We start from the raw sequence: 17089 nt of genomic DNA on the forward strand, positions 1-17089 counted from the left end.
CACCGGCATGCCGCACGCGATGAGAGGCAGAATAACAGAGATCGAAAATGATAACAATTCCCATTAATGCACATGGGAAGGGTCGCGCACAGTCTCTGCAAAATGATGGGAAAAGGATTCGGGAACGCCACTTTCCGCGCAGGAAAGTGGCGCCTGGACCGCTGACAACGCAGACAAAAACCCTAATGAATCAAGGGTTGTGCTATGCCGACAACAGTTTCAGGGCTGCCGCCTGCTCGTCAGGCTCGTAGCAGGTCAGGATCTGGTCCACCGCCTTGCACAGGCGCTCGCAGTCGGCGTGGATGACTTCCTGTTTTACCCGCAGCAACTGGGCCGGATGCATCGAGAACTCGCGCAGGCCCATGCCCAGCAACAGGCGGGTCATCGCCGGATCGCCAGCCATTTCGCCGCAGACCGCCACGGGCACGCCCGCGTGGTTGGCGTCACGGATCGTGCGTGCAATCAGCTGCAGCACGGCCGGATGCAGGGGGTCGTACAGGTGGGCCACGGCGTTGTCGGCACGGTCGATCGCCAGCGTGTACTGGATCAGGTCGTTGGTGCCGATCGACAGGAAGTCCATCCGCTTGAGAAACAGCGGCAGCAGCAGCACGGCCGCCGGAATCTCGATCATGGCTCCGATCTTGATGCCCGGGTCGTACGGCTGGCCGCGCTCGTCAAGCTGGCGCTTGGCCTGCTCGATCAGGTCCAGGGTCTGGTCGATCTCGCTGGCATGCGCCAGCATCGGTATCAGCAGCCGCACCGGCCCGAACGCCGACGCCCGCAGCAGCGCGCGCAACTGGGTCAGGAACATGGCCGGTTCCGACAGCGACCAGCGGATGGCCCGCAGTCCCAACGCCGGGTTCAGCGCGGTCTCGAAGTCTTCGCCCAGGCCGTCCAGCGGCTTGTCCGCGCCGACGTCGATCGTGCGGATCGTCACGGGCAGGCCGTGCATGGCCTCCACCGCGTTGCGGTAGGCCAGGAACTGCTCGTCCTCGTCGGGCATTGCCTCCCGGCGGTTCATGAACAAGAATTCCGAGCGGAACAGGCCCACGCCGACCGCACCGGCGGCCAGCGCGGCGCCGGCATCCTCGGCCAGTTCGATATTGGCCAGCAGTTCGATCTCCAGACCGTCCAGCGTGACGGCGGGCATGTGCCGCAGCCGCTGCAGGCGCTTTTTCTCCAGCGCGCGCTCGCTCTGCCGGTGGCGGTATTCCTCGAGGATGATGGCCGACGGATCGACGATCACCAGGCCGGCATCGCCGTCGATGATGATCCAGTCGTCCTGGCGGATCAGCTCGCTGGCGCTCTTGACGCCCACGGCGGCCGGGATGTCGAGGCTGCGTGCCACGATCGCCGTATGCGACGTGCGGCCGCCCAGGTCGGTCACGAACCCGTGGAACACCGTGTGCTTGAACTGGAGCATGTCGGCCGGGCCGATGTCGTGGGCCACCACGATCACGCCGGGCGCGGCCTCGCCGTCGGGAGCCAGTGCCGGCACCGGCGCCGGTGCCAGCACAGGCGCGCCGGCCAGCACCTTCAGGATCCGCTCGACCACCTGCTGGATATCGGCCTTGCGTTCGCGCAGGTATTCGTCCTCGATCTCGTCGAACTGGCGCATCAGCTCTTCGAGCCGCGTGGTCAGCGCCCACTCGGCGTTGTAGCGGCGCTGCCGGATCAGCTCCTCGGGCTCGCGCGACAACGCCTCGTCATCGAGGATCATCGCGTGCACATCCAGGAACGCGCCCATTTCCTCGGGTGCGTCGCGCGGCAGGTCGCGCTTCAGGGTCACCAGTTCCGCCCGCACGGCTGCGCGCGCCGAGCGTAATCGCTCCACCTCGGCGTCGAGACGGTCTTCGTCGACCAGGTAGTGCGAAACATCCAGCGCCGCCGGCGCGAGGATATGGGCCCGCCCGATGGCGACCCCACGAGAAACCGGAATGCCGTGCAAGGCAAAGGGCATGACCCGCTCCGTCAGGAACGTTAAGGAATTCTGGTTGTGGCGCCGGGCCTCACTCGCCTTCGCCGAAGCGGTTGGCGATCAGCGCCAGCAGCGCGTCCATCGCCTCCTGCTCGTCGGGGCCGTCGATCTCGATCGTGACCGTCGAGCCAATGCCGGCGGCCAGCATCATGACACCCATGATGCTCTTGGCATCGACCTGGCGGCCGTTCCGGGACATCTTGACCTGGCTTTTGAAATTGCCCGCCAGCTGCGTCAGCTTGGCGGATGCGCGGGCATGGAGCCCGAGCTTATTGATGATGGTGGTGTCCCTCTGCAGCATATTTGTCGGGATGATTTGCGGTTTGATTCTGGACAGCGGTCGTACCAATCTGCAGCACACCTTGCGAGCCGCCGGCCAGTGCCTTGGTAGCCAGCTGGTCGAGTTTTTCGGCGCGATAGCAGATGGCACGCACGAGCATCGGCAGGTTCACGCCTGCCAGCACCTTGACCCGGCCTGGCTCGGCCAGGCGCGCGGCAATGTTGGCGGGCGTGGCGCCAAAGATATCGGTCAGCACCAGGGCACCGTTGTCTTCGCATACCGCGGCCAGGCTGCGTTGCGCCTCGGCCAGTACCGCGGCCGGATCGGCGTCTGCGACAACGTCGATGGCTGCCAGCCGGGGCGGCTGGCCACAGTACACGTGGGCAGCGCAATCACGCAGCGCCGAAGCCAGCGGCGCATGCGCGATGATCAGAATTCCTGCCATGATGGTGAATCCGTTGGACTGCCCAAATTGTAGCAGGCAGCCTTGCGGCCTCTCCCCGTGTTTGCGCGCCCACCCGGGACTGTGGCGCCTTCGCATCAATCCCGGCGTGCCCTGCCCTGCCTGCGGCCTCAGCGGCCTCAGCGGCGGTCGCTGGCTACGGCCTCTTCCAGTGCGTCGATGAACATCGCGCCCACGTTGAAGCCGGTCTGTTGCGTGATTTCCTGGAAACAGGTCGGACTCGTCACATTTACCTCGGTGAGGTAGTCGCCGATCACGTCCAGCCCCACCAGCAGCAGGCCCTGCTTCCACAGCCCCGGTGCCAGCGTCTCGGCGATCTCGCGATCGCGCGCACTGAGTTCCTGGGCCTTGCCCACGCCGCCGGCGGCCAGGTTGCCGCGGATCTCGCTGCCCTGCGGAATACGCGCCAGCGAATACGGCACCGGCTTGCCACCGATCAGCAGGATGCGCTTGTCGCCCGCCTTGATTTCGGGAATGTAGCGCTGGACCATCAGCGTGCGGGCGCCGTTGTCGCTCAGCGTCTCGACGATCGACCCCAGGTTCATGCCATCGGCCCCCACGCGGAAGATGCCCATCCCGCCCATGCCGTCCAGCGGCTTGACGATGATGTCCTTGTGTTCGGCGTGGAAGGCGCGGATACGGCCCGCGTCGCGCGTGACCAGCGTCGGCGTGACGAACTGCGGGAACTGGGCAATCGCCAGCTTCTCGGAATGGTCCCGGATGGCCTGCGGCTTGTTGTACACCCGCGCACCCTGTTTTTCTGCCAGTTCCAGCAGCCAGGTGCTGGTGACGTATTCCATGTCGAACGGCGGATCCTTGCGCATCAGCACCGCATCGAACGTCGCCAGGGGCAGCAGCGCGGCTTCGCCCAGGCGGAACCAGTCGTGCGCATCGTCCAGCAGCGCCAGCGGACGCGCCACGGCCTCGACCACGCCGGACGACAGCGACACCTGCGACTGCAGGCAGAAGAACAACTCGTGCCCGCGCGCCGCCGCCTCGGTCATCATGGCGTAGGTGGAATCCTTGTACGTCTTGAAGGTTTCCAGCGGGTCGGTGATGAAAAGGATGCGCATGATGGCTCGTCGCGATGGCGTCAGGTGAAAAGCGTCCGGCGGGTTTCGATCAACCCTGCCGGACCGGGGGCGTGCGTGACAGGCGGCGGCAGCGCCGCCGGTCAGAGGATCGGGTTGGGATCGGTCTTCTCAAGCTCCACCGAGGCCGCCAGCAGCGCCAGGCGGGCCACCACGCCATACATGTAGAAGCGGTTCGGCACGGCCGCGCCGGGCTTGGCGTGGCTGTCCGGAATGCCGTTCGGGGCGAACGCCAGCGGCACGAAATGCATGCCCGGCGCGTTCAGGTTCTCGTCGTTGCCGCGGCCGGTATGCACGCGGTAGAAGCCGCCCACCACATAGCGGTCGATCATGTAGACCACTGGCTCGGCCACGGCCTCGTTGACCTTCTCGAACGTGTGCACGCCTTCCTGGATGATGACGTCGGAGACCTCCAGGCCTTCCTTCACGACGCTCATCTTGTTGCGTTCCTTGCGGTTCAGGCCCTTGATCTCGGACGGATCGCGCACGGTCATGATGCCCATGCCGTAGGTGCCGGCGTCGGCCTTGACCACCACGTACGGCGTTTCCTTGATGCCGTATTCGCGGTACTTCTTGGCGATCTTCTTGAGCACGCCCTCCACGGAATCGGCCAGTTCCTCCTCGCCGATACGCTCGTGGAAGTTCACGCCCGACTGGCGTGCGAAGTAGGGGTTCACCATCCACGGATCGATATCGATCAGCTTGGCAAACTTCTTGGCCACTTCGTCATAGGCGGCAAAGTGGCTACTCTTGCGGCGCGTGGACCAGCCCGCATGCAGCGGCGGCAACAGGTACTGCTCGTTGATGTTCTCCAGGATCGGCGGAATGCCGGCCGAGAGGTCGTTGTTGAGCAGGATCGAGCAGGGATCGAAGTCCTTGAGCCCCAGGCGGCGGCCCTTGGTGCCCAGCCGCGCCAGCGGCTCGACCACCAGCGTCTGGCCGTCGGGCAGCTCGATCGGGGTCGGTTCGGTGATTTCCTCGGACAGCGAGCCCAGCCGCACGTTCAGGCCGGCCTGGCGCATGATCAGCGACAGCCGCGCCACGTTCTGCAGATAGAACATGTTGCGGGTGTGGCGTTCGGGGATCAGCAGCAGGTTCTTGGCGTCCGGGCAGATCTTCTCGATCGCGGCCATCGCGGCCTGCACGGCCAGCGGCAGCATCTCGGGCGCCAGGTTGTTGAAGCCGCCCGGGAACAGGTTCGTGTCGACCGGGGCCAGCTTGAAGCCAGCGTTGCGCAGGTCGACGGAACAGTAGAACGGCGGGGTATGTTCCTGCCATTCCAGCCTGAACCAGCGCTCGATGGACGGGGTGGCGTCCAGGATCTTCTTTTCCAGTTCGAGCAGCGGACCGTTCAGCGCGGTGATGAGATGCGGGACCATATCCATCCTAAGGAATCAGCTTTATTGTCCGCCCCGATTGTAAGGGAACGGCTATCGGGCTGCAGGCTCGCCTTGTATAACCTTATACGGAGCCTGGCCGGGGATGGGCATATGGGGCTGATCGGCGGTTTTCAAACCCCGGCGGCGGCACGCGCCGTAACGCGTGGGGCAAGGGGCGGCAAGGGGCGGCAAGGGGCGGCAAAGGGCGGCAAAGGGCGGCAAAGGGCGGTCAGGGGCGGCCAGGGGCGGTCAAGGACAAAAAGGCAAAAAAAAAGCGCGGCGTGGTGCCGCGCTTTCAAATGGCCTGACAGATACGGGGAGCGTTCTGCAGGTGGAGGAAACTGCCTCAGTGGCACTCTATGCGTCCACCCCGTTAAATACAATTGAGACTTTTTAAGATCCGATTTAAGCACCCTGCGAATAAGGCCGGGAGCCCTTGTCCCACCGTGGGCGCGCCTTCCAGGCGGTTCCGCAGCGCGGAATGTTGGTCAGCAGTCACACACACATTTCACCCCACCGACAAGAAAAAAGCCCCGGCGCAAGGCCGGGGCAAAACTCCTGAGAGAAGATTCCCAATCAGCTCTCCAGCACAACTCTGTTGTGGATATCAACCTTCATAGGCCGTTTCGCCGTGCGAGGTGATATCCAGGCCTTCGCGCTCTTCCTCTTCCGGCACGCGCAGGCCAATCAGCATGTCCACCAGCTTGTAGGCCACCAGGGCCACCACGCCCGACCACACCACCGTGGTCAGCACGCCTTCGAACTGGATCCACAGTTGGCCGGCGATCGAATAGTCGTCGGCAACCTTGTTGGCCACGTAGTCGTAGATGCCCACGCCGCCCAGGCTCGGAGCCGCGAACACGCCGGTCAGCAGCGCGCCGACGATACCGCCCACGCCGTGCACGCCGAACACGTCCAGCGAATCGTCCATGCCCAGCATGCGCTTCAGGCCGGTAACGCCCCACAGGCACAGCAGGCCAGCGACCAGGCCCATCACGATCGAGCCCATCGGGCCGACGAAGCCGGCGGCCGGGGTGATCGCCACCAGGCCAGCCACGGCACCCGAGGCACCGCCCAGCATCGACGGCTTGCCCTTGCCGATCCACTCACCGAAGGTCCAGGCCAGCACGGCGGCGCAGGTGGCGAGCAGCGTGTTGACGAAGGCCAGCGCGGCACCGCCGTTGGCTTCCAGGCCCGAACCGGCGTTGAAGCCGAACCAGCCGAACCACAGCAGCGAGGCGCCCACCATCGTGAACGTCAGGCTGTGCGGACGAATCGCCTCGCGGCCGAAGCCGATGCGCTTGCCGAACATGAAGGCACCCACCAGGCCCGCCACGGCGGCGTTGATGTGCACCACCGTACCGCCGGCGTAGTCAAGCGCGCCCTTCTGGAACAGCCAGCCAGCCTTGGCCGTGGCTGCGGTTGCGGCAGCGGCGTCGGTGTAGGCGTCCGGACCCGGCCAGAACCAGACCATGTGGGCCATCGGGATATAGGCGAACGTGAACCAGAGCACCACGAACACCAGCACGGCCGAGAACTTGGCGCGCTCGGCGAAGGCGCCGATGATCAGGCCGCAGGTGATGCAGGCAAATGCGCACTGGAACGCGAAGAACACCAGTTCCGGGATCACCACGCCCTTGCTGAAGGTGGCCGTCACGGCGTCGACGTTCAGGCCCTTCATGAAGAGCCGGTCTGTGCCGCCGAAGAACGCGTTGCCTTCGGTGAACGCGAAGCTGTAGCCATAGATGGCCCACAGGATCGCCACCAGCGAGAAGATCACCAGGCACTGCATCAGCACCGACAGCATGTTCTTCGAGCGGACCAGGCCGCCGTAGAACAGCGCCAGGCCAGGCAGCGTCATCAGGATCACGAACGCCGTAGCCACCAGCAGCCAGGCGGTATCGCCCTTGTTGGGCACGGGGGCCGGGGCGGCGGCAGGCGCGGCTTCGGCCGGCGCTGCAGCTGCGGGAGCGGCTGCCGCTGCAGCCGGGGCCGCTGCGGGGGCGGTGGCCGCTGCGGGAGCCGAGGCCTCGGCGGCGGGCTTGTCCTGCGCCACGGCATGGGTGGACAGGCCGAGGCCGGCCGTGCCGAGCGCCAGCGTCATCGCGCCAGCCGTCAGGAATCGCTTGAACCAGGTTTTCATGGGTCTAACCTCTGTCTCTCGTAGTTCTGTTGTCACAGCGCGTCGCCGCCGGTCTCGCCGGTGCGGATGCGGATGACCTGTTCAACCGGGGCGACAAAGATCTTGCCGTCGCCGATCTTGCCGGTGCGGGCCGACTTCTCGATGGCCTCGATGGCGCGTTCCACCACGTCGTCCGGCACCGCCACCTCGATCTTCACCTTGGGCAGGAAGTCGACGATGTATTCGGCGCCGCGATAGAGCTCCGTATGGCCCTTCTGGCGGCCAAAGCCCTTGACCTCCGTGACCGTGATGCCCGACACGCCCACGTCCGAGAGCGCTTCGCGCACCTCGTCGAGCTTGAACGGCTTGATGACTGCAATGATCAGTTTCATTGGGATTCTCCTTGAGACAGCCCGATGGGTTCAGGCCGCCCGGCTGGGATGTGTGCTGTTTGAGTTAGAAAGTCTTGGTGATCGATGCCCAGGCGGCTGCCTTGCCCAGGTAGCGGCCACGGTTGGCGCTGGTGTAGAACGACTCCTTGGCGTTGGTGTCCACATAGGCCACCGACAGCGCAAAGCCCTTGCCCAGGTCCTTGGTCAGGCCGATCTTCCAGTCGGTGTACGACGCGTCGCTGTGATGCGTCACGCCCTGGTAGCCCACGTGCGCGTTCAGGGTCAGGTCCCAGAAATTCAGCGGCACATTGGCGGACAGGTCGACGTAGTAGCTGTTCTTGCTGTCGTCGATGCCGAACAGGTTGGTCACCGCGTGCGAGTACTTCAGGAACACCGGGCCCCAGCCGATGCCGGCATAGAGTTCGGTGGTGTACGGGCGGGTGGTCGTGTAGCCGCCCGGGTAGTAGTACTGCAGCACGCCGACGTCGTAGTTGAATTCCTCGCCGCCCACCGCGAACTTGTTCTTGAAGCCGCCGTAGAAGTCCATTTCCACGGGTGCCGAGACCGACGAGTCCGAATCCTCGAGCCAGCTGATGCTCGAGTTCCAGTTGCCGACGTAGAAACCGCTCTCGTGCGAATAGTCGAACCCGCCCTGGATGGCCGGACGCAGGTTGGTCTGGCTGATGCCGCGATAGCGGTAGTCAGACACCAGCGACACGTTGGCGCTGAACGTGTGGGGCGATGCCGGCTCGGCGGCGGGTGCGGCTGCTGCAGGCGCGGCGGCGTCCGGGGCGGTCTGCGCGAACGCCACCGGGGCTGCCAGGCTGAACAGGACCGCAGCGGCGCTGACTGCGAGGCTCGACGTCTTCATCTGGTTCTCTCCTTTTCCTTGAAATCTTCGTGGGCTCGTTTTAAGGGATCTGCTTTATTGCTTTGTGGTCTTGACGCTCCTGGCAACCAGTACTGCAACTGCCGTGCCAGCTGCCCCGCCCTGTCCCGGCGCACGCCGGCATCGGCCCCGGCGAGGCCCCGGAACCACACGAAGGGATGGCGGGCGGTACCCGCCGACACCCCCGAAAAGCGTTAAAAGATGTGACCAGCCCTTGTCAGAGCTTTCATGGCGGGCGCCGAAGCGCCATAATCCGCGTCATGAAGGGTCAAGTGCTGCGTGCTTGGCGTATAGGGGAGCAAGCGGGCCGCCCGGAGATGGCGCGGCGCGATACGCCCCAGTCAGGTGCATCGCCCTGCCAGACCGGTGTGCCGGACGCCACAGGTCATCGCCCCAATGCGGTGCATGACTGGCCGGATCGCCACAAGCCGGACGCCTGGCGGGTGCGTGCCCGGCGCGGCCTGACCCGAACGATCCAAATTGGTCACAACAGGAGCTTCACCATGAAACCGACCGATCTCTTCAACGACCTGCAGCAGAAGGTCAGCGAGGCGCTGCGCAATTCGCCGGCCAAGGACATCGAGAAAAACGTGCGCAGCATGATGACCCAGGGCTTTGCGCGCCTGGATCTGGTCACGCGCGAGGAGTTCGACGTGCAATCGCAGGTGCTGGCGCGTACCCGCGCACGGCTGGAGGAACTGGAAGCCCGCGTGGCGGCACTCGAAGCCCGTGCCGGCGTCAATCCGCCGCCATCGACCGGGGTATGACCCGCAGGCGCCAGCCGCCTACCCGCATCGCCACAAAGGCCACCGTATCCCGGTGGCCTTTTTCTTTAACAAATCCGCAAACGTATGAGCCTTGCTGTCTTGCGCAGCCGTGCCCTGAACGGCATCGACGCGCCGCCCGTGTCGGTGGAGATCCATCTTGCCAACGGCCTGCCGGCGTTCAATATCGTCGGCCTGGCCGATACCGAAGTGCGCGAAAGCCGCGAGCGCGTGCGGGCGGCGCTGCTCAACAGCGACTTCGAATTCCCGAACCGGCGCATCACCGTCAACCTGGCCCCGGCCGACCTGCCGAAGGAATCGGGGCGCTTCGACCTGGCCATCGCGCTGGGCATCCTGGCGGCCGGCGGCCAGTTGCCGGTCGACGGGCTCGATGCGTTCGAATTTGCCGGCGAGCTGTCCCTGGCCGGCGACCTGCGGCCGGTGCGCGGCGCCCTGGCAATGGCGATGGGCCTGGCGCGCGACAACCGCGCACGGCTGGCCGCCGGCCAGCCTGCGCGCGCGTTCATCGTGGCGCTGGAAAACGGCCCGGAGGCCGCTCTGGTGGAAGATCTGGCGGTGCACGCCGGCGCCACGCTGCGCGAGGTGTGCCATCACGTGGGACTGCTGCCGGAGCAGGCGCTACGGCGCGCCCGGCCGCCGCAGCGGGTGGCCGATGCGGGCGATGCGCCGGACATGCGCGATGTGCGCGGGCAACTTCAGGCACGGCGCGCCATGGAAGTGGCCGCGGCCGGCCAGCATTCCGTGCTGCTGGTGGGCCCGCCGGGCACCGGCAAGTCGATGCTCGCACAGCGCTTTCCGGGGCTGCTGCCGCCGATGACCGAGGCCGAGGCGCTCGATGCCGCCGCCGTGCTGAGCCTGACACCGGGCGGATTCCAGCCATCGCAATGGGGCCGGCGGCCGTTCCGCAGCCCCCATCACACCGCAAGCGGGCCCGCAATGGTGGGCGGCGGCGGCAACCCGCGCCCCGGGGAAATCTCGCTGGCCCACCATGGCGTTCTGTTTCTAGACGAATTGCCAGAGTTCGAACGCCGGGTGCTGGAAGTCCTGCGCGAGCCGCTGGAAACCGGCCATATCACGATCTCACGCGCGGCGGCGCAGATCGACTTCCCCGCCCGCTTCCAGTTCATCGCGGCCATGAACCCGTGCCCGTGCGGCTACCTGGGCCATCCCACCCGCATGTGCCGCTGTACGCCAGATCAGGTGCAGCGCTATCAGTCGCGCATTTCAGGCCCGCTGCTCGACCGCGTGGACCTGCAGATCGAGGTGCCGGCCCAGGGTCAGCGCGAAATCCTGGACGGCCCGCCTGGCGAACCGAGCGAAGCCGTCCGCGCCCGCGCCGTGGCAGCGCGCGACCGCCAGCTTGCGCGCCAGGGCACGCCCAACTGCGAACTGTCCGGCCGCGCCATCGACACCCACTGCCCGCTCGACCACCCCGCGCAGGCCCTGCTGCGCGGCGCGATGGACAAGCTGGGCTGGTCGGCACGTGCGTACTTCAGGGTGCTGAAAGTGGCCCGCACCATCGCTGACCTGGAAGGCACCGAGGTGCTGAACGCCACGCATGTGGCGGAAGCCATCCAGTATCGGCGGGTGTTGCGGACGGGATAGGAAAATGAACAATGACTACTCTTAGTGCATTTGAATGGTTTGCCGAACTCTGGTGGTGGATTGTCTTCGCGACCATCTTGCTCTCCGGGGTCGGCGGTGGCATTGCGCGTTTCATACAGTGGCGCGCCAAAACAGAGGAGCCCGGCTGGATAGCCAGCGCCGTCGTGGGCGTTGCCGCGGCGTTTCTTGTGCCAATGTTCCTGAATTCGATTTCGAGCGCCCTGATTGCGCAAACCAGAGAGCACCCGGAAAAGCTCTTCGTACTGATCGGCTTTTGCGTCGCAGCGGCATATTTTGCGCAACAGTTCATCGATTCAGTGGGCCGCCGGGCCCTCAGGATATCGCGTGAGGCGAAGGCCATTGCGAAGACGGCCGCGCGGACGGCACGAAGTGCAACGGATCACGCGCATCGCGCGAACAATCGCGCCGTGGCCATGTGGAAAGTCATGCAGCTGGTGGACAACAACCAGTATGCAGATGCCCTTGCGGCAGCTGACCGTGTTCTGGCCACCGACCCCGATCACGCGGGCTGCCAGGCATGGCGCGCCTACTGTCTCAAGCGCCTTCACCGGCCAGCAGAGGCGGTGGGCGCCATTGATCGCGCACTGGCGCTGGAGGGAACCGAAGTGTTTAGCTGGCTGTTCAACGCCGCCTGTTATCGCGCGCTAGTCGACACGCCATTTATCCAGATCAAACCCCTGCTGCTGCGAGCGTGGCACTGTGCCACCTCGAGCCAACGCGATTGGCTCATTGCTGCACTCGCGTCCGAGAACGATCTTGAGCGCGTGCGCAACGATCCAGAATTCTCCGCCCTTGTCTCAACGTTCGAAAGGAAAGCCTCATGAGCGACACCCCTCCGACCCACTAAGCATGCAGTGCCCAGAGAAGAAAGAAGAAAGGCCCGCGTTGAACTTGCGCGGGCCTTTGTCATTCATTTCACACTGGTGGTTCCAGCGGCGGCGGGGGCGGCTCCTCGATGGGAGGCTGGTCTGCCGGAAAGCCGGGCGGGGGCGGCTCGTCGGGAGGGGGTTCGCGGTGGGCAGTCAGGTCGACATCGTGCATCTGGGGCTCCATATACGCCGGGTCACTCCCCATTGAAGCAAACGCTGCCGCACTACGCCAGCCGTTCAGGCCGCCATCGTCGATTCAGGTGTGATGCCGGCGCACAAAAAACAGCGCCGTGCCCACTGCGACCAATACGCCGCCGAAGAACCGGTTCTGCCAGCGCACGGCGCGCGCGTTGCGGAACAGGCCCTGCATGCGCGACGCCAGCAGCGCGTAGCCGTGCATCACGATCAGGTCGACAAAGCACATCGTGGCGGCCAGGATCGCCAGCTGCACGCCCAGCGGATGGCCCGGGTCGATGAACTGCGGCAGCACCGCGACCATGAAGATGATGCCTTTGGGATTGGTGACATTGGTCAGCAGGCCGGTGGCAAAGCGTCGCCGACGGCTCATGGTGGACACGCGTACCGCGCCGGGCGGGCCGCTGGCGCCATCCTGCGGACCGGTCTCGACCTTGGCGCGCCATTGCTGGACGCCCAGGTAGATCAGGTACATCGCGCCAATCGTCTTGACGATCAGGAACGCTTCCTCGGACGCCAGCAGCAGCGCGCCCAGGCCGCCTCCGGCGACCAGCAGGATGATGACCAGGCCGGTCTGCAGGCCCAGGATCGTGGTCGACGTCTTCTTCAGGCCATAAGACAGGCCATGGCTCATCGACAGCACCGCACCCGAGCCTGGCGAAACGGCGATCACCCAGCACGCGGCAAAATAGGCCAGCCACACTTCCCAACGCATCACTGCACTCCTGGAGTTAACAACGGTTCAAAGCGGATCAAAGCTGTTTGGAGCGATCGATCCATCAAGTCAGTCACGGCGAAACACGAAATCAGAACGGGTGGAACCCGGTCAGGAACTGGTCGACCTGTTCGGCCTGGCGCGTATCGCGGGCGGCGTCGCCGGCTTCCAGCACCACAGCCTGGTACACGTGGGCGCCCGACGCCACCAGCCGCGCGGTCAGCCGGCGGGGGGCCTTGTCCTGAGGCGACACGCCGGCCACCGACAGTTCCACGCCGTCAAGCGGCACGGGCGGCTGGGCCGCCGACATCACCGTGATCTGTCGCGACCGGGCCGGCGCGTCGGGGTGCGCGCCAAGGTTGGCAATCAGCCCCGCCTGCATGGCGTCCATGGCCTCGCGGCGCAGCGCGGCATCGTCGCTGGGCAGCGTGACCACGCCCACCGCGAATAGCGTACCGTCGATGTTCGCGGCCTCCATGGTCATCGGCAGCTTGTGGCCGGCAATCGATACATCGCGCGCGGCGCTGGTCGGCTTGGCCGGATACAGTGCAGCGTACTTGCCGTCGCTCGAGACGATGGTTCGCCAGTCATAGCGCGGCGAGCAGCCCGCAAGCGACAGCCACAACATGGCAAGCAGCGGCAGCAGGCAATGACCGGGGCGAAACAGTCCGAGACGGGGCGAACTGGACGAACGGGGGCGGAGCGTGGTCGGGGGCATCGGAATGGGGGCGCATTCGTGCGCAAGCCGGTATTATCCGGGAAGCCGCGCCCCCACGCATGCCCCAAGGGTGACTTTCATCGCCGCTTTGGCTCCTGTGGCTGCCTTGCCCCCATGCGCCGGCCGTTTCCCGTGAGGTGACCATGCCCTTCCGTTCCCTGCCCCGCCTTGCCGCGCCCTGGCTTGCCAGCCTGGCCGTACTCGCCAGCTTCGGCGCCGCGGCGGCCACCGCGCACCTGCCGCCTGTCACCGATGTCGGCGCCCAATCAGCCGCCGCGGCCAAACAGGGCGAGCCGCTGGTGGTGCTGGTCAGCCTGCCCGGCTGCACGTACTGCGAGACTGTGCGCCGCAACTACCTGGGGCCCCAGGTGGCGTCCGGCGACATTACAGCGCGGGAAATCGACATGACGGCCGACACGCCGATCCGGGATGTCGACGGCACCATGACCACCGCCAAACGCTGGGCGCAGGCCCACAACATCTCGGTGGCGCCGACCGTGCTGTTCCTGGACCCCCTCGGCCGCAACCTGGCCCAGCCCCTGCGCGGTATGCAGCCCGATTTCTATGGTGCCTATCTGGAACAGGCCATCGACGAGGCCCGCGCCAGGGTGGCCGCCCGATCCGGCACATCGCGGTAAGCGAAGCATCAGGCCCAATATTGAACAAATTGCGACGAATTGCCGCAGCGGCGGCGCGCTTGTCCAGCACGGGTGCCGGCCTCCGGCGCCCGCAGTAGAATAGCCGTTGTCCGATGGCTGTCCCGGTACCGTAATCCCATGTCCAACACTGCTACTTCCGCAACTTCCCCGCGCAAGCTCTGGCCGATCGCCGTTGCGGTCGTGATCGTCGCCCTGCTCGGCTTCTTCGGCTATCGCGCCATGTCGCCGGCCAGCAAGGTGCCCGACGCCACCTTTACGCTGTTGTCGGGCCAGAAGGTCAGTACGGCCGACCTGAAGGGCAAGGTCTACCTGGTCAACTTCTGGGCCACCAGCTGCGCCACCTGCGTCAAGGAAATGCCGCAGATGATCGACACCTACAAGCAGTTCAAGGACAAGGGCCTGGAATTCGTGGCCGTCGCCATGAACTATGACCCGCCGATGTACGTGGCGAACTACGCCAAGACGCGTGAACTGCCGTTCAAGGTGGCGATGGATTCGGACGGCACGGCCGCCAAGGCGTTTGGCGATGTCCAGCTCACGCCGACGACCTTCGTGGTCGACAAGAATGGCAAGATCCTGAAGCGCTACGTGGGCGAGCCCGAGTGGGATGCGCTGCACAAGCTGCTGGACGGTGCGCTGGCAAGCGCGGCCTGATTCCACGCCCGTTCCTGCCGGAACCGCTCGAAAAGGTGCCCATGCGGCACCTTTTTTGTTGGCCGAACGCCGCGCGGCAACGTCCGGCTTGCCAGTCGAAGCTGTATGGATATACAGTGGGCGCCAGAATTTTCTCAATCCCTGCCCTCTGCCATTCCCGCTGTGCTACCGGATCTCGCCCCTGAAGCCGACGTGCCCGCCGACCTCGCCCAGGACGCGGTCGATGCGGCCGCCTACCTGTCCAAGCTGAATCCGGAGCAGCGCGCCGCCGTGGAGTACGCGGGCGCCGCGCCGCTGCTGATCATTGCCGGTGCGGGCTCGGGCAAGACCAATACGCTGGCGCACCGCGTTGCGCACCTGGTGGTGGGCGGCGCCGATCCGCGCCGCATCCTGCTCCTGACGTTCTCGCGCCGCGCGGCATCCGAGATGGGCCGCCGCGTCGAACGCATCGTCGACCAGGCGCTCGGCATCCAGTCCGGTGCCGGGCGGGCGGCGCTGCAGTGGTCGGGCACGTTCCACGCCATTGGCGCCCGCCTGCTTCGCGAGTATGCCGAGACGCTGGGCCTGGCTCCGAGCTTCACGATCAGCGACCGGGGCGATTCGGCCGACCTGATGCACGTGGTGCGGCATGACCTGGGGCTATCCGAGCAGGCGTCGCGCTTTCCGCGCAAGGAAACCTGCCTGTCCATCTATTCGCGCGTGGTCAACACCCAGTTGCCGATCGAGGTGGTGCTCAAGACGCAGTTCCCGCGCTACGCGATGTGGGCCGATGCGCTCAGGGCGCTGTTCGCCGGCTATGTGGAGGCCAAGCAGAAGCAGCAGGTGCTCGATTACGACGACCTGCTGCTCTACTGGGCGCAGGCGATGACCGAACCGGCGCTGGCGCAGGACATGGGTGCGCGCTTCGACCACGTGCTGGTCGACGAGTACCAGGACACCAATGCGCTGCAGGCGTCGATCCTGCTGGCGCTGAAGCCGCAGGGGCGCGGCCTGACCGTGGTGGGCGACGACGCGCAGTCGATCTACGCCTTCCGTGGCGCCACCGTGCGCAACATCCTCGATTTCCCGACGCAGTTCACGCCGGCGGCCGAACAGGTCACGCTGTCGCAGAACTACCGTTCCACGCAGCCGATCCTGCAGGCCGCCAACGCGGTGATCGGCCTGGCGGCCGAGCGGTTCACCAAGGACCTCTGGTCACTGCGCGAGTCGGCCGAAAAGCCCGGCGTGGTGGTGGTCAACGACGAAGCCGACCAGGCGCGCTTTGTCGTGGAACAGGTGCTGGCGCGGCGCGAATCTGGCCTGGCGCTGATGCATCAGGCGGTGTTGTTCCGCGCGGCCGACCATAGCGCGCAGGTCGAGATCGAACTGGCCCGCCGCAATATCCCGTTCGTGAAGTTCGGTGGCCTGAAATTCCTGGAATCGACGCACGTGAAGGACGTGATGGCCGTGGTGCGCTGGCTGGAAAACCCGCGCGACCGCATGGCCGGCTTCCGCACGCTGCAGTTGCTGCCCGGCATCGGCCCGAAAACCGCCGCCCGCGTACTCGAAGGGCTGGAAGCCGCCACCGAGCCGCTGGTGGCGCTCGAGGCGTTCGAAGCCCCGCCCGCCGCCGCCCCTGCATGGGACGACCTGCTGACGCTGGCGCGCACGCTGATGGCGCCCACGTCGCCGTGGCCTTCCGAGTTCGAACAGGTGGTGGCGTGGTACGTGCCGCATCTGGAACGCATGCACGACGACGCCGCCGCGCGTCAGGCCGACCTGCAGCAGATCGAGCGTATTGCCGCCACTTATGCGTCGCGCGAGCGCTTCCTGACCGAGCTGACGCTCGACCCGCCGAGCGCATCGAGCGACGAATCCGGCGTGCCGTCGCGCGACGAGGACTACCTGATCCTCTCGACCATCCATTCGGCCAAGGGCCAGGAATGGAAGGCCGTGTACGTGCTCAATGCCGTGGACGGCTGCATGCCGTCTGACCTGGCGACCGGCACCACCGAGGAAATCGAGGAGGAACGCCGCCTGCTCTACGTGGCGATGACGCGTGCGCGCGACCACCTCGACGTGATCGTCCCGCAGCGGTTCTACGTCCACAACCAGGTAGGCTTTGGCGACCGCCACGTCTACGCGTCGCGCACGCGCTTCCTGCCGAACCGCGTGATGCCGAATTTCTACAGCCGGTCTTGGCCGCCCCCGCCGATGCCGGGCGAAGGGCAACAGGCCAGGCCGGCGCTGCCGCAGGTTGATCTCGCCACCCGCATGCGCAACATGTGGAAGTAG

16 protein-coding genes are annotated in these 17089 nt (G+C 65.8%); 6 read left to right on the top strand and 10 right to left on the bottom strand.

Annotated elements, in window-relative coordinates; translation table 11 throughout:
- Positions 1-202: 202 nt before the first annotated feature.
- The 8 genes from ptsP to A9J21_RS23910 form a co-directional block, all read right to left on the bottom strand.
- Positions 203-1960: a phosphoenolpyruvate--protein phosphotransferase gene (gene ptsP, locus A9J21_RS23875; RefSeq protein WP_066739813.1), complete on the bottom strand. Its 1758-nt coding sequence runs from the start codon at positions 1958-1960 to the stop codon at positions 203-205.
- A 49-nt stretch (positions 1961-2009) separates the two neighbouring features.
- On the bottom strand, positions 2010-2279 hold the full coding sequence (locus A9J21_RS23880; RefSeq protein ID WP_066739816.1) for an HPr family phosphocarrier protein: 270 nt from the start codon (positions 2277-2279) through the stop codon (positions 2010-2012).
- Positions 2248-2703 carry a PTS sugar transporter subunit IIA gene (locus A9J21_RS23885; protein ID WP_066739820.1) on the bottom strand — a complete coding sequence of 152 codons (456 nt, stop codon included), beginning with the start codon at positions 2701-2703 and terminating at the stop codon, positions 2248-2250. The genes A9J21_RS23880 and A9J21_RS23885 overlap by 32 nt, the downstream gene beginning before the upstream one ends.
- 137 nt (positions 2704-2840) lie before the next feature.
- Positions 2841-3794 (bottom strand): glutathione synthase, encoded by a 954-nt coding sequence (gshB, locus tag A9J21_RS23890; protein WP_066739823.1) that lies wholly within the window; start codon positions 3792-3794, stop codon positions 2841-2843.
- 101 nt (positions 3795-3895) lie between these two features.
- Complete coding sequence (gene gshA / locus A9J21_RS23895; RefSeq protein ID WP_066739913.1) at positions 3896-5191, bottom strand: glutamate--cysteine ligase; 1296 nt, start codon at positions 5189-5191, stop codon at positions 3896-3898.
- Between the two features lie 607 nt (positions 5192-5798).
- Positions 5799-7334 (bottom strand): ammonium transporter, encoded by a 1536-nt coding sequence (locus A9J21_RS23900; RefSeq protein ID WP_066739825.1) that lies wholly within the window; start codon positions 7332-7334, stop codon positions 5799-5801.
- A 32-nt stretch (positions 7335-7366) separates the two neighbouring features.
- Positions 7367-7705, bottom strand: coding sequence for a P-II family nitrogen regulator (locus A9J21_RS23905; RefSeq protein ID WP_066739826.1), 339 nt, complete (start codon positions 7703-7705; stop codon positions 7367-7369).
- 64 nt (positions 7706-7769) lie between these two features.
- Positions 7770-8576 (bottom strand): TorF family putative porin, encoded by an 807-nt coding sequence (locus tag A9J21_RS23910; RefSeq protein ID WP_066739833.1) that lies wholly within the window; start codon positions 8574-8576, stop codon positions 7770-7772.
- Positions 8577-9097: 521 nt separating this feature from the next.
- Between A9J21_RS23910 and A9J21_RS23915 the strand changes: the two genes are divergently transcribed.
- The 3 genes from A9J21_RS23915 to A9J21_RS23925 all read left to right on the top strand — a co-directional run bounded on the left by A9J21_RS23915 (position 9098) and on the right by A9J21_RS23925 (position 11829).
- Entirely contained in the window at positions 9098-9361 is a 264-nt protein-coding gene (locus A9J21_RS23915; protein WP_066739835.1) for an accessory factor UbiK family protein, read from the top strand.
- Between the two features lie 84 nt (positions 9362-9445).
- On the top strand, positions 9446-10984 hold the full coding sequence (locus A9J21_RS23920; RefSeq protein WP_066739836.1) for a YifB family Mg chelatase-like AAA ATPase: 1539 nt from the start codon (positions 9446-9448) through the stop codon (positions 10982-10984).
- A gap of 11 nt (positions 10985-10995) precedes the next feature.
- Positions 10996-11829 (top strand): YEATS-associated helix-containing protein, encoded by an 834-nt coding sequence (locus A9J21_RS23925; protein WP_066739842.1) that lies wholly within the window; start codon positions 10996-10998, stop codon positions 11827-11829.
- Positions 11830-12130: 301 nt separating this feature from the next.
- Here A9J21_RS23925 and A9J21_RS23930 read toward each other — a convergent pair whose 3' ends face one another.
- On the bottom strand, positions 12131-12784 hold the full coding sequence (locus A9J21_RS23930; protein WP_066739845.1) for a LysE family transporter: 654 nt from the start codon (positions 12782-12784) through the stop codon (positions 12131-12133).
- 91 nt (positions 12785-12875) lie between these two features.
- Positions 12876-13412 (bottom strand): hypothetical protein, encoded by a 537-nt coding sequence (locus A9J21_RS23935; protein ID WP_066739848.1) that lies wholly within the window; start codon positions 13410-13412, stop codon positions 12876-12878.
- Between the two features lie 233 nt (positions 13413-13645).
- Between A9J21_RS23935 and A9J21_RS23940 the strand changes: the two genes are divergently transcribed.
- The 3 genes from A9J21_RS23940 (at position 13646) to A9J21_RS23950 (ending at position 17089) form a co-directional block, all read left to right on the top strand.
- Positions 13646-14140, top strand: a complete 495-nt coding sequence (locus A9J21_RS23940; protein ID WP_066739851.1) for a thioredoxin fold domain-containing protein — start codon at positions 13646-13648, stop codon at positions 14138-14140.
- A gap of 138 nt (positions 14141-14278) precedes the next feature.
- Positions 14279-14815, top strand: coding sequence for a TlpA disulfide reductase family protein (locus tag A9J21_RS23945; RefSeq protein ID WP_066739854.1), 537 nt, complete (start codon positions 14279-14281; stop codon positions 14813-14815).
- Positions 14816-14977: 162 nt separating this feature from the next.
- Positions 14978-17089 (top strand): ATP-dependent helicase, encoded by a 2112-nt coding sequence (locus A9J21_RS23950; RefSeq protein WP_066739859.1) that lies wholly within the window; start codon positions 14978-14980, stop codon positions 17087-17089.

The sequence above is a fragment of the Cupriavidus sp. D384 genome, assembly GCF_001652915.1.
Taxonomy (GTDB): Bacteria; Pseudomonadota; Gammaproteobacteria; order Burkholderiales; family Burkholderiaceae; genus Cupriavidus.